We start from the raw sequence: 11916 nt of genomic DNA, 5'->3' as shown, positions 1-11916 counted from the left end.
GGTGACACGCTGCGACCTCTACAGTGAAATATTATATCTGTTGCCGGGAACAGTTCTGTAAACGATAATCCAATGCCCTAATTTATGGGGACAGGTCGCCAGACGATGGTTCAGACGCTTCCCGCCGGTAACGGCTCATTCAGCAAATTCGACCGCATCATAGCCGACCTCACAGATACCGGGTTTTCAATCTGCGACAATTTCATCTCCCCGCTGCTGGTCAGCAACATGGCCCTTGAAGCAAGAACGCTCCACAAGAGAGGTGCATTCCGCCATGCGCGTGTCGGTAAAGGGGCATCGATGCAGCTTCGGCCCGAGATTCGCAATGACCGCGTCCTCTGGCTGGACCCGGAAAACCCTACCGCCGTCCAGCGCCCCTATTTCCTCGATCTGGAAACCCTGCGCAAAGAGATCAATCGCAACCTCTACCTCGGCCTGTTCGAGCTCGAAGGCCACCTTGCCCTCTATCCACCCGGCGCTTCCTACGCCATACATCTGGACCGTTTCATCGGTTCAATGGAGCGGGTGGTGACGTGCATCCTTTATCTCAATAATAGCTGGCAGAATGAAGACGGTGGTGAACTGAAGGTATATGAGGGCAACGAACCATCGACACTGCCGCTGCCTCTACAGGTACTACCGCATGGCGGACGACTGGTCTGCTTTATCAGCGAACTGTTTCCGCACGAGGTATTACCTGCCAGACGCGACCGCCTGAGTCTGACCGGCTGGTTCCGAATCCGCAGTTAAGCGTTTACCGATAGAGACAGAGGTAAGCGGTTTGGCCGATAGAACGAACGCCGAAGCTTACACCCTTCTCAACAGTGAACTGATCTCCCGCACAGTAGGATACCCAGACTTCGGTACCCGGAAGTTTAACATCAAGCTGACCGGAGGTGACCGACATAATCTCTTTGGATGAGGTGCCGAATTCGTATTCACCCTCAGCCATTACACCGATCGTTGCAGGCCCTTCTGCTGTTTCAAATGCGATGGACTTCACATTACCATCGAAGTATTCATTGGTTCTAAACATAAGATTTCCTTTTAAATGTAATGAGTAATCAAGCGATATCGCTTCCTGCCAGCAGCAGCATCTCACGCACCGCTTTGGCCGCCAGCACCGATGAGCAGCCGGAGGAATCCAGCTGTGGTGCAAGTTCAACAGCATCGAGTCCAACAATATCAACCGCATGCATCACTTTGATAAAGCGGTTGAAGGTCCACCAGTCGATACCACCGGGTTCCGGGGTACCGGTGCCGGAGAAACAGGCCGGATCAAAAACATCCAGATCAACGGTCAGGTAAACAGGCCTCTCACCGATCCACTCAATCAGCTCATCGAGATCATCAGCCAGGAATGTGGTGAGGGTGCCAAAACTCTTCATCAACTCATATTCACATTTTGTTCCCGAGCGGATTCCAAGCTGGCGAATATTTTCATCACCGATCAATTCGGAAACACGACGCATCACACAGGCGTGGGAGAGCTCAATACCGAGATAATCTTCACGCTGATCAGCATGGGCATCCAGTTGTACGACCACCAGATCAGGATACTTCTCATAAACCATCTCGACCGCAGGCAGTGTCACCAGATGTTCACCACCCAGTAGAAAGGGAATGACATCATCATTCAGACACTCATCAACCGTTTCGCGGATAATGGCCAGCACCGCTTTGGTGTCACCCATCGGCAGTTCAAGATCGCCGCCATCAGCGTAGTGAATCGATTCCAGATCACCATCGAGATAGGGGGAGTAGGTCTCCACTCCATCAGAGGCATCGCGAATGGCAGCCGGGCCAAACCTTGCGCCGGGGCGAAATGAGACGGTACCGTCAAACGGTGCACCGATAATGCGGATGTCGTGGGGCTCTTTCAGATCCCGATCAGTAAAATCAAACATGGCGCGATGATAATCGTATAAATCGCTCTCGCATAGATGCAGACTAGTCGAAGCTCGATTCCGGGATTAGCCTGCTCTGCCGCCAGTAAGGCGGCAAAGCCGCCGTAAAGGCGAAAATTTTTGATGAAGGTCTCTATCATGAAAAAAGTCCTGATTATCGGCGCAGGTGGCGTCGGACGTGTAGTAGCACACAAATGCGCTCAGAATGAGGATGTCTTCTCCGACATCTGGCTGGCCAGCCGCACCCAATCCAAGTGCGATCAGATCGCCCTGGAGATTCGCGAGAAGACCGGCCGTAGCATTCAGACCGCAGCAGTAGATGCCGATAACGTGCCTGAGCTGGTTGCGCTGATCAAACAGGTTCGCCCGTTTATGATTATCAATGTGGCACTGCCCTATCAGGATCTGACCATTATGGATGCCTGTCTGGAGACCGGCGTTCACTATCTCGATACCGCCAACTATGAGCCGCTGGATGAGGCGAAGTTCGAGTACAGCTGGCAGTGGGCCTACCGCGAGCGTTTTGAAAAAGCGGGACTGATGGCGCTGCTCGGCTCCGGCTTTGATCCGGGTGTCACCAATGTCTTCTCCGCCTATATGCAGAAGCACCATTTCGATACAATGGATTATGTCGATATCCTCGACTGTAACGGTGGCGATCACGGTTACGCCTTTGCCACCAACTTCAATCCTGAGATCAATATCCGCGAAGTGACCAGCAACGGCCGCTATTTTGAGAATGGCGAGTGGATTGAGACCACACCGATGCAGTACAGGAAGCAGTTTGATTTTGATCAGGTGGGCCCGAAGAACATGTATCTGCTCTACCATGAGGAGATGGAGTCTCTGGCGGTCAATCTTAAGGGTGTCAAACGCATGCGTTTCTGGATGACCTTCGGTGATGCTTATCTCAAGCATCTGGAGGTGTTCCGCAACATCGGTCTGGATTCGATTGAACCGATTATGTTTGAAGGACGCGAGATTGTGCCGATCCAGTTCCTCAAAGCGCTGCTGCCTGATCCGGCATCCTTAGGCCCGCGCACGGTTGGTAAAACCAATATCGGTGTCATCGTGAAAGGATTTAAAGATGGCAAACCTGTATCGCGTTACATCTACAACATCTGTGATCATCAGACGTGTTATAAAGAGACCAACGCTCAGGGTGTCTCCTACACAACCGGTGTACCTGCCATGATCGGTGCGATGATGATGATTCAGGGCAACTGGATGAAGGCCGGTGTCTACAACATGGAGGAGTTTGATCCCGATCCATTCATGGCTGCTCTCAACGAGCATGGCCTGCCGTGGACCGATATCGAAACCGACATCGATGTCGACGCTTTACCTGAATAATGAATCACCACAGAGAGCATCAGGTGAATTTCGCCTGCGAAAGAGAATACCCCCTGGGGGACGAAGGACACGAAGATAAATGGCTATTTTCGGCTCTCATCTGCGCTCCTGCGTTTTCGCTATGAATCAGAGAATGAGCCAGGACAACATTGGAAATCTCCCCTTCGTGCTCTTCGTGTCCTCTGTGGTAAAAGGTTGTAACCATGAGTTTTGATATCGCACAAATCCCCTCCCCCTGTTACGTGCTGGAGGAGGAGAAGCTGATCGCCAACCTCGAGATCATTAAGCGGGTACAGGCGGAGTCCGGTGCCAGGGTAATTCTGGCGCTGAAAGGTTTCTCCATGTGGTCGACCTTTGATCTGGTAAAACAGTATCTGCCCGGCTGCACGGCCAGCTCCCTCTATGAGTTGAAGCTGGCCGATGAGAAGTTCGGGCGTGAAAACCATATCTACTCTGCTGCCTATCGCGAAGATGAGTTTGCCGAGATCTGCCAGCTTGCCGGTCATATCGTCTTCAATTCGGTTAATCAGTGGAACCGGTTCAGCAAGCAGGCCATTGAATCCGGTGTATCATGTGGCATCCGTGTGAATCCGGGTATCGCCGAGGTAGAGACTGATCTCTATAACCCCTGCTTTTCAGGCTCCCGCCTTGGCGTGCGCCCTGAGCATCTGAAGGGGGCATCACTCTCCGGCATTGAGGGAATGCATGCGCATGCGTTGTGCGAAAACATGGCCGACTCCTCGATTGCCCTGATCGATGCCTTTGAAGAGAAGTTTGCCGATTACATCCCGTGGCTGAAATGGGTCAATTTCGGCGGCGGTCATCTGATGACCCACGCCGACTACGATGTGGATAAGCTGATTGAGCGCATCAAAACCTTCAAAGCCAAATGGAACAAGCAGGTCTATCTCGAACCCGGAGGTGCCATCGCCTGGCGCACCGGCCCGCTGATCACATCAGTACTCGATATTGTGCCCACCGATGGTCTGGATGTGGTGATTCTCGATATCTCCGCCACAGCACACATGCCCGATGTGCTGGAGATGCCCTATCGCCCCACCATCACCGATGCCGGAGCAGCAGGAGAGAAACCCCACACCTATCGTCTGGGCGGCACCTCCTGCCTTGCCGGTGATGTGATTGGTGACTACGCATTTGATGAGCCACTTGAGATTGGCAGCCGTCTGATCTTTGAGGATATGATCCACTACACGATGGTGAAAACGACCATGTTTAACGGTGTCCGCCATCCCGATATCGGCATCTGGCACAGTGATGACACCTTCGAGCTGGTACGCCGTTTTACCTATGAAGATTTCCGCGACCGCCTCTCCTGATCAGGGCCTTCTGTCGGGGTCTCGTCGGTTATCAAACACAGCATGCACGACAAGCGCTTGCTGCTCGATGCTATAAAATATTGAAAAAGGGAATCGTCTGATCACGCGTCCGCGAATATCGCCATAGAGAATGCGAAATTTCGCCGGGTTCTCTAATATGGAATGGATGCTGTTTTCAACGCAATCCAAGAACTCAAATCCAAGTCCACGCCTTTGTCTTTCGTACCAGATAAACGCCAGTTCCAGATCTCGTCTGGCTCTACTGGTATAGCGCAGTTTCACTTGTAGCTGGCTCTTAGTTCCTCATGAACTGATTGCCAATCGTGCAGCTCCTGCTCACCGTCCTTGAATGACTGATAACGTTTGTCTAGTTCCTGCTTCTGCCACTCCGGCATCGGAAGTTCATCATTACCCTTGGCAATCGAGTCCCAGATATCTTCCACAAGGAGCAACTTATCCGACAACGCCAAAGCACTAATCTCGTCTCGAATCTCTTCAGCCCGCATAAACACACCTCGTTACTGAAGCAGTATAGGCTGATAGGGATGAGATAAACAACAGTTACTGATTTTGAAACGGTTAAGCAGGCCGCCGCATATAGATGGTGAAATCATCAGTCAGGTAATCACTGCGCAGCTGACAATCAGGTGTAATCGTTGTGCAGAACTCCATGATCTCGTCCGGCTCAAAAGCAATCAGTTAACCAACCAGTGAGGCATCAAACCCTTGGCTATCGAGCATATTAAACGCCACTCCGCTGCGGCATAGCTTAGGAGACCGCCATAACCACCCATAGGATTAGCGCTTATGTTTATCGGCATCCACCTTGCTATAATGCTTGGGTGATTTTAAATCCGGGTAAAAACCTACAAATACCGACCTTGATTCAGCGCTCTCTGAGGGTGCGCATCGCGCTCATTCTGCTTACCGCATTCTCAATCGGAGCAGCAGCTCTGATTCTCCTTATTGATGGCCGGGATCAAACGCTCACCATACTCTTCATTCTTCTGCTTATGATGCTCTGCGTCTGGCTCTCTCTGCATCGGCTGGTGATCAGCCCTATCCTTCGTTTACAAAAACTGGCACGCAAAATTGGCAGTGATGAAGACCGCAGTGAGGTGGAGTTCTCTCCACGTCGCGATGAGATTGGCAGCATTGGCACCACCCTTCTGGCCACTGAAAAAGAGAGTGAGCGACAGCGTCAGGAGCTCCTTGCGCTGGCCAACAGAATGGATAAAGAGCGCAGGCATGACCCGCTCACCAAACTTCACAACCGTCGCCACCTCTATCTGGAAGGCCCAAAACAGTTCTCCATGGCTCACCGCTTAAACTATGCCATCTCGGTGATGATGATTGATCTGGATCATTTTAAGCAGGTAAACGACAGCTACGGCCATGCTGCAGGTGACACCGTACTGATCGAGGTTGCTGCGACCCTTTTAAAACATTGCCGCACCTATGACATCCTTATCCGCTTCGGCGGTGAAGAGTTCACACTGGTGCTGGTGAACTGTGACCATGCACAGTCACTACAGGCCGCTGAGCGCATACGCCAAGATATTGCCTCCCTTAAAATCTCCCATGAACAGCACACCTCAATTCCCATCACCAGCAGTATTGGCGTATGCAGCGCTAAAGGCATGGATATGGAGAGGATGATTATCATTGCTGATGAGTGTGTGTATAAGGCTAAGGAGTCCGGCCGCAACTGTGTTCGTCATGCCGAAATAGCTACACAACCGGATTAATTGAAATTTTAGACGCGGCGCATGTAGATGGTGAAATCATCGGTCAGGTAATCACTGCGTAGCTGACAGTCAGGTGTAATAGCTCTGCAGAACTCCATGATTTCGTCCGGTTCAAAAGCAATCAGTTGACCAACCAGCGAGGCATCAAGCCCCAGACTATCGAGCATATTAAACGCCACACCTCTACGACATAGCTTGAACATGCGCGTTATCACGCGCCTTGCATAATCACCGTTATCACCCAGATCCCAGTTCAATGTCCCTGAGAGAAAGACCCAGTCAAAGGATTGCGGCGGCCAGTCAAAATCAAAGATTTCACCCTGCAGCAGAATCAGTTCCGGATTCAGTTCAATGGCTCTGCCCAGAATATCGGGAGAGAGATCAATGCCGGTATACGCCACGGCGATATCACGCCCTTTTAGCCAGCTGTAGAGATCACCGAATCCACAACCGACATCGAGCAATGAATCCCCGCCAGAGACTCCAATCTCAGCCAGCACCTTAAAGCGGACTTTCTGCGTCCCGCGCGAACCCCAGTGAAGTGCTTCAGGGGAGTAACCAAACTCAGAGAAACTATGCTCATGCCGCTGAATCAGCCGCTTGCGCTGCACCCCATCCATGCCCTGCTCTGCTTCACTCTCCCCATAGGGCACAAATATCCGTCTCATGGCCACCACTCTATGCTGCGTTATGGGAGGAAGGTAGCCGCTTCATTTTACTTCACATCTCTCGTTAAAATGCAGATCATGCGGCCATGAAACAATACATACGATTGGCTACTCACAGCTCCCCCTTGGCACTAAAATATGCCAATAAGGTTGCTACGAACATCAAAGCGCTCAATCCGCATATTCAGGTAGAGATGGTCAGAGTCTCAACCAAGGCGGACTCCTACTACTATGAATCACCAGCAGAGATCGGCGGCAAATGCCTCTATCTAAGCGAAGTTATTCAAGCGGTTCACGATGGCCACGCTGATATCGCCTCGCATGTCATTGAGGAGACCCCTCGCAGCAAACCCGACTGGCCCAGAGGCTGGCTCAGCGTCAAATGTAAAGAAGATGAAGGTGAAACCATTCACGTCTTCGCCGGGCCAAAACAGATCCCCGAAAGGTTCTGGAAAAGCAATATCTGATTCAAGTCAGGCATCCCCATTGTTGAAGCAAACACCTCAGACAGCCATAGTTCAGCACCATTCCGATCCGAGGTAATTTGATGAAACGAATTCCAGCAAAATCGACAAGTGCGACAAAAGGGCATGAACTAGTTTCATCACTGCAGAGCCGATTTGTGGCCGGGCTTGAGAAACTGGCAGGCAAACTTGGCAGTGCGCAGCGCTTCTCACCTGTGGAGTGGTTCCGTGATGAGGGCGTGCATGGCGGTGGTATCCGCTATGAGACGGCCGATGGTGATCTTTTCGGTCGCGGATCGGTGAATGTGTCGCAGGTGCACTACGATGACAACCCGGAGAAGAAGCTGGGTTCGGCCTCTGCGATCTCCACCATCATCCATCCGGTTCATCCGCTGGCGCCATCGGTGCATATCCATATCAGCTGGACCGAGATGAAGGATGGCAGCGGCTACTGGCGCATGATGGCCGATCTGAATCCATCCAATAACAATGAGGCAGACAAGGCCACCTTCCTGAGCGCCCTGCAACAGGCGGCTCCGGCACAGTTTGAAGAGGCAGAGCAGCAGGGGGATCGCTACTTCTATATCCCGGCCCTGAACCGTCATCGCGGCATCGCCCACTTCTATCTGGAGAACTACGCTACCGACAATGCCGAAGCTGATTACCAGCTGGCCAAAGGCGTGGGTGAAGCGGCCATCGACACCTATCTCGATATTCTCGGCAACACATTAAAGAGCGGAACTGTAGCAACAGATGCCGAGCAAGCGGCACAGCTCGCCTACCACACCCTCTACCTCTTCCAGGTACTGACGCTCGATCGCGGCACCACCACCGGACTGCTGGTACACGACCAGAATGATGTCGGCATCATGGGATCGATCCCTGCTTATGTGGATCGTGACCTGCTCAGATCATGGATTGATCGCATGCAACCACCTCAGCATCAACTGCTTAATGCGCTGGTTGCAGCTCTGCCCGATAGCACTCCGGCACTGGTGGATACCGAAGTTAAACGCAGGCTCGCTGCTGTGGTACGCAACCACTATCGCGCCCATCCTGAAGCGATCGAGATGCAGGCATCGGGCAACACCGTTCCACCCACAGTAAAAAATCACGCGTAATCGTTCACTGCATAGCCTCTGGCATCGACTGCAAAAAAGGCAGATGATATCGCCGTAATGAACAGGCAAAAGGAGCGACACATGCAACTGGCAATGGTGGGAATGGGCCGCATGGGCGGCAATATGGCAACACGACTGGCACTGGCCGGTCATCGTGTGACTGCATTCGATATTGATTTTAACACAGCAGAGGCCGTGGCAGCAGGCCACCATGAGATCACGCCGGTAGCCGACTTTGCAACACTGATCTCTACCCTGCCTGCGCCGCGCAGTATTTGGCTGATGGTGCCGCATCAGGTTGTTGATACAACGATCACAGCGCTTCTCGATGCCGGACTTGAGTCAGGCGACCTGATTATCGATGGCGGCAACTCTAACTACAAAGAGGGGCAACAGCGGGCAGCCATGCTTGAGGAGCGCGGCATCAGCTTTGCCGACTGCGGCACCTCCGGTGGCATCTGGGGGCTGAAGAACGGTTATAGCCTGATGATCGGCGGCAGTGATGCGGCCATCACACGCATAACACCGGCATTGACTGCACTGGCCGCCAACAGTGGTAAAGGCTGGGCGCATGTCGGCCCTGCCGGAGCCGGTCACTTCGTCAAGATGGTCCACAACGGTATCGAGTACGGCATGATGCAGGCCTTCGCTGAGGGTTTCGAGCTGATGCAGGCAAAAGAAGAGTTTGATCTTGATATGCAGCAGATCGCCCAGGTCTGGCAGAAGGGCTCGGTGGTGAGTTCATGGCTGCTTGATCTAACTGCCGATGCGCTGCAGCAGGATGGTGATCTCAGCAGCCTCTCCGACTGGATGGATGACTCCGGCGAAGGGCGCTGGACGGTTAATGAGTCGATCGATCTCGGCATTCCGACACCGGTGCTGACACTGGCGCTGCAGATGCGCTTTCGCAGCCGGCAGGAGAACGCTTTTGCAGGAAAAGTTGTAAATGCCATGCGCGCCGGTTTCGGTGGCCACCCTATCAAACCGGTAGAGAAACCATGAACAGCGCTTCAGTTCCACAACCTGAACCCTGCAACATTGTCATCTTCGGTGCCTCCGGGGATCTGACCAAACGCAAACTGCTGCCTGCACTGGCACGCATGCACCACTGGAATCTGATCGCCCCGAACTCACGCATCACAGGCATTGTACGCAATCATGAGTGGAGTATTGATCACTGGCGCAGCTATGTGCATGACGCACTGCAACAGTTCAGACCCGACTGCCTGAGTGATGCATCTGCATGGCAATCGATCAGCGATATGCTGGCACTGACTGTCGGTGATCTCTCCGATGCGGCGACCTATGAACGGCTGCGCGAAACTTTGATTAGTGCCGATGGCAAAACCAATGTCCTCTTCTACCTCGCCATTCCTCCTGAATGGTATGAGCGCGTTGCCTCCAACCTCAATGCCGCAGGGCTGCTGGATGAGAGCAACGGCTTCCGCCGCATCGTCATCGAGAAACCTTTCGGCAGCGATCTTGCCTCGGCTCAGGAGCTAAACCGCACCCTGCGCGAACATATGAAAGAGCGGCAGATCTACCGTATCGACCACTACCTCGGCAAAGAGGGGGTACAAAATCTGATGGTGTTCCGCTTTGCCAACACCGTCTTTGAACCGCTCTGGAACCGCAACTATATCGATCATGTGCAGATCTCCGTATCCGAGAGTCTGGGGGTGGAGTATCGGGCTGGATATTATGAAAAGGCTGGTGCGCTGATTGATATGATTCAGAGCCACCTGATTCAGGTGATGACACTGGTGGCTATGGAGTCGCCGGTCTCGCTCGATGGTGATGCTGTGCGTGATGAGAAGGTGAAGGTGCTCAAGGCGGTGCGCCCGATTCCGGCTGAGCGGGTCAGTGAATTTGCCGTTCGCGCCCAGTACGCTGGCGGTACCGTTGAAGGTAAACGTATCCCGGCCTACCGCGATGAACCCGGTGTCGATCCCGACTCCACGATTGAGACCTTTGCCGCCATCAAGCTCTATATCGATAACTGGCGCTGGCAGGATGTGCCGTTTTTGCTGCGCACCGGCAAGCGGCTGCCCAACCGCGTCTCTGAGATCGCCATCCGTTTTAAACGGCCACCGATGAATCTCTTCTCACAGAGTAGCAGACAGCTGCCGCAGAATGAGCTGATCTTCCGCCTGCATCCCGATGAGGGGATGGTCTATCTACTCAATGCCAAGCTGCCCGGGCTGAATGACCAGCTGCGTGAACTGGCGCTGGATGCCCCCTACGCCGTGGCCGGTGCCGACTCGCCCGAAGCCTATGAGACACTGCTGCACGATGCCCTGCTCGGCCAGAATGCGCTCTTCTCCCGCGCCGATGAGGTTGAGGAGTCCTGGCGCATCGTCACCCCGGTGATGGATGTCTGGAAGCAGAAACAGAGCATCCGCTTCTATGAGGCGGGCAGCTGGGATATCCCTGAAATCGAAACCATGATGCAGGGGTGTGTGGGCTGCTGGCGTGATCTCTCGGAGCTGCACCAGCATGGATATTCGAAAAGCGCCTGATCCACAGGCGCTTGCCCGGCAGGCGGCTGCCTATATTGCCGAGCGTATCGCGACGGTATTAACTCAGCGTGAGTCCTGCCATCTGGCACTGGCTGGCGGCAATACCCCCAGAGCCACCTATGCACTGCTGCGTGAGATGGATCTGCCGTGGTCTCGGCTACACTTCTGGTTTGGCGATGAACGCTGTCTGCCGGCAGGTGATGCGCAACGTAACGACACGATGGTCAAAGAAGCGCTGCTGGCAGGTTCACCGCCTCCACCGGCACAACTGCACGGCATATCTGCAGAGCTCGGTCCTGAAGTCGCTGCCCAACAGTACACTCAAGCGCTGAGTCGCATCGAGCGCCTGGATATTGTGCTGCTGGGTCTCGGTGAGGATGGTCATACCGCCAGCCTCTTTCCTGACAATCCGGCTTTGGCCATGCAGAGCCGGGCAGTACCCGTTCACCATGCCCCCAAACCACCATCGCAGCGGGTTTCACTGAGCATGAACAGCATCAGAGATGCCGGTGAACGTATTGTCATCGCGGCTGGTGAGGATAAGCGCGAAGCTCTGACTCGTATCCTTGCCGGTGAAAAGCTGCCTGCCGCCACGATTGGTGCAGCAACATGGTTCCTTGATGAGGCAGCTATTGCCGACCTGTGCGACAACGCTGTTTTGCAGAAGCAGCGAAAAAGCGAGTGACTGCAACGTTACCGGCTGCACGGCCTGTTTTGGCACTGTTTATGCTCATAGATAATTACTAGTTCGTTGTACCGGCATGGTGGTTTTTAACTCTGGGCCGATGCCTACTGAACG

14 protein-coding genes are annotated in these 11916 nt (G+C 53.4%); 9 read left to right on the top strand and 5 right to left on the bottom strand.

Annotated features, from left to right (window positions below; translation table 11 throughout):
• The first annotated feature begins 105 nt into the window (after positions 1-105).
• A complete protein-coding gene (locus F3F96_RS01500; protein WP_176961480.1) occupies positions 106-750 on the top strand; it encodes a 2OG-Fe(II) oxygenase in 645 nt (214 codons plus the stop codon).
• 4 nt (positions 751-754) lie between these two features.
• On the opposite strand, the gene F3F96_RS01495 is transcribed toward F3F96_RS01500, so the two are convergent.
• The gene (locus F3F96_RS01495) at positions 755-1036 is read right to left on the bottom strand and encodes a pyrimidine/purine nucleoside phosphorylase (RefSeq protein ID WP_176961479.1); all 282 of its coding nucleotides are present in this window, start codon (positions 1034-1036) and stop codon (positions 755-757) included.
• Between the two features lie 28 nt (positions 1037-1064).
• Complete coding sequence (speB, locus tag F3F96_RS01490; protein ID WP_176961478.1) at positions 1065-1907, bottom strand: agmatinase; 843 nt, start codon at positions 1905-1907, stop codon at positions 1065-1067.
• Positions 1908-2045: 138 nt separating this feature from the next.
• Between speB and F3F96_RS01485 the strand changes: the two genes are divergently transcribed.
• Positions 2046-3260, top strand: a complete 1215-nt coding sequence (locus F3F96_RS01485; protein WP_176961726.1) for a saccharopine dehydrogenase family protein — start codon at positions 2046-2048, stop codon at positions 3258-3260.
• 203 nt (positions 3261-3463) lie between these two features.
• Positions 3464-4597, top strand: coding sequence for a carboxynorspermidine decarboxylase (gene nspC, locus F3F96_RS01480; RefSeq protein ID WP_176961477.1), 1134 nt, complete (start codon positions 3464-3466; stop codon positions 4595-4597).
• On the opposite strand, the gene F3F96_RS12645 is transcribed toward nspC, so the two are convergent.
• Both F3F96_RS12645 and F3F96_RS01470 read right to left on the bottom strand, forming a co-directional pair.
• Positions 4598-4879, bottom strand: a complete 282-nt coding sequence (locus tag F3F96_RS12645) for a type II toxin-antitoxin system RelE/ParE family toxin (RefSeq protein WP_176958334.1) — start codon at positions 4877-4879, stop codon at positions 4598-4600.
• The gene (locus F3F96_RS01470) at positions 4876-5103 is read right to left on the bottom strand and encodes an addiction module protein (RefSeq protein ID WP_176958335.1); all 228 of its coding nucleotides are present in this window, start codon (positions 5101-5103) and stop codon (positions 4876-4878) included. Before F3F96_RS01470 ends, F3F96_RS12645 begins: the two co-directional genes overlap by 4 nt.
• Positions 5104-5439: 336 nt before the next feature.
• Here F3F96_RS01470 and F3F96_RS12640 point away from each other — a divergent pair, with 336 nt between their 5' ends.
• Complete coding sequence (locus F3F96_RS12640; RefSeq protein ID WP_176961476.1) at positions 5440-6345, top strand: GGDEF domain-containing protein; 906 nt, start codon at positions 5440-5442, stop codon at positions 6343-6345.
• Positions 6346-6353: 8 nt separating this feature from the next.
• Here the strand turns inward: F3F96_RS12640 and F3F96_RS01460 are convergent, their stop codons facing one another.
• On the bottom strand, positions 6354-7013 hold the full coding sequence (locus F3F96_RS01460) for a trans-aconitate 2-methyltransferase (RefSeq protein WP_241697582.1): 660 nt from the start codon (positions 7011-7013) through the stop codon (positions 6354-6356).
• Positions 7014-7099: 86 nt separating this feature from the next.
• On the opposite strand from F3F96_RS01460, the gene F3F96_RS01455 reads away from it, so the two are divergent.
• The 5 genes from F3F96_RS01455 to pgl all read left to right on the top strand — a co-directional run bounded on the left by F3F96_RS01455 (position 7100) and on the right by pgl (position 11802).
• Positions 7100-7480 (top strand): hypothetical protein, encoded by a 381-nt coding sequence (locus F3F96_RS01455; RefSeq protein WP_176961475.1) that lies wholly within the window; start codon positions 7100-7102, stop codon positions 7478-7480.
• Positions 7481-7560: 80 nt separating this feature from the next.
• Positions 7561-8598, top strand: coding sequence for a coproporphyrinogen III oxidase (locus tag F3F96_RS01450; protein WP_176961474.1), 1038 nt, complete (start codon positions 7561-7563; stop codon positions 8596-8598).
• Between the two features lie 81 nt (positions 8599-8679).
• The gene (gene gnd, locus F3F96_RS01445) at positions 8680-9600 is read left to right on the top strand and encodes a phosphogluconate dehydrogenase (NAD(+)-dependent, decarboxylating) (protein ID WP_176961473.1); all 921 of its coding nucleotides are present in this window, start codon (positions 8680-8682) and stop codon (positions 9598-9600) included.
• A complete protein-coding gene (gene zwf, locus F3F96_RS01440; protein ID WP_176961472.1) occupies positions 9597-11117 on the top strand; it encodes a glucose-6-phosphate dehydrogenase in 1521 nt (506 codons plus the stop codon). The genes gnd and zwf overlap by 4 nt, the downstream gene beginning before the upstream one ends.
• Complete coding sequence (gene pgl, locus F3F96_RS01435) at positions 11095-11802, top strand: 6-phosphogluconolactonase (RefSeq protein ID WP_176961471.1); 708 nt, start codon at positions 11095-11097, stop codon at positions 11800-11802. Before zwf ends, pgl begins: the two co-directional genes overlap by 23 nt.
• Positions 11803-11916 lie beyond the last annotated feature (114 nt).

The sequence above is a fragment of the Mariprofundus sp. NF genome, assembly GCF_013387455.1.
Lineage (GTDB): Bacteria > Pseudomonadota > Zetaproteobacteria > Mariprofundales > Mariprofundaceae > Mariprofundus.
The sequence above is the reverse complement of the archived record's forward strand: the minus strand, read 5'-3'. Positions and strand labels throughout refer to the sequence as shown.

Coding starts and splice junctions, on each gene's coding strand:
- F3F96_RS01495 (WP_176961479.1), bottom strand. CDS start 1,036: ATGTTTAGAACCAATGAATACTTCGATGGTAATGTGAAGTCCATCGCA.
- F3F96_RS01450 (WP_176961474.1), top strand. CDS start 7,561: ATGAAACGAATTCCAGCAAAATCGACAAGTGCGACAAAAGGGCATGAA.
- F3F96_RS01455 (WP_176961475.1), top strand. CDS start 7,100: ATGAAACAATACATACGATTGGCTACTCACAGCTCCCCCTTGGCACTA.
- nspC (WP_176961477.1), top strand. CDS start 3,464: ATGAGTTTTGATATCGCACAAATCCCCTCCCCCTGTTACGTGCTGGAG.
- pgl (WP_176961471.1), top strand. CDS start 11,095: ATGGATATTCGAAAAGCGCCTGATCCACAGGCGCTTGCCCGGCAGGCG.
- F3F96_RS01470 (WP_176958335.1), bottom strand. CDS start 5,103: ATGCGGGCTGAAGAGATTCGAGACGAGATTAGTGCTTTGGCGTTGTCG.
- F3F96_RS01485 (WP_176961726.1), top strand. CDS start 2,046: ATGAAAAAAGTCCTGATTATCGGCGCAGGTGGCGTCGGACGTGTAGTA.
- gnd (WP_176961473.1), top strand. CDS start 8,680: ATGCAACTGGCAATGGTGGGAATGGGCCGCATGGGCGGCAATATGGCA.
- speB (WP_176961478.1), bottom strand. CDS start 1,907: ATGTTTGATTTTACTGATCGGGATCTGAAAGAGCCCCACGACATCCGC.
- F3F96_RS01460 (WP_241697582.1), bottom strand. CDS start 7,013: ATGAGACGGATATTTGTGCCCTATGGGGAGAGTGAAGCAGAGCAGGGC.
- F3F96_RS01500 (WP_176961480.1), top strand. CDS start 106: ATGGTTCAGACGCTTCCCGCCGGTAACGGCTCATTCAGCAAATTCGAC.
- zwf (WP_176961472.1), top strand. CDS start 9,597: ATGAACAGCGCTTCAGTTCCACAACCTGAACCCTGCAACATTGTCATC.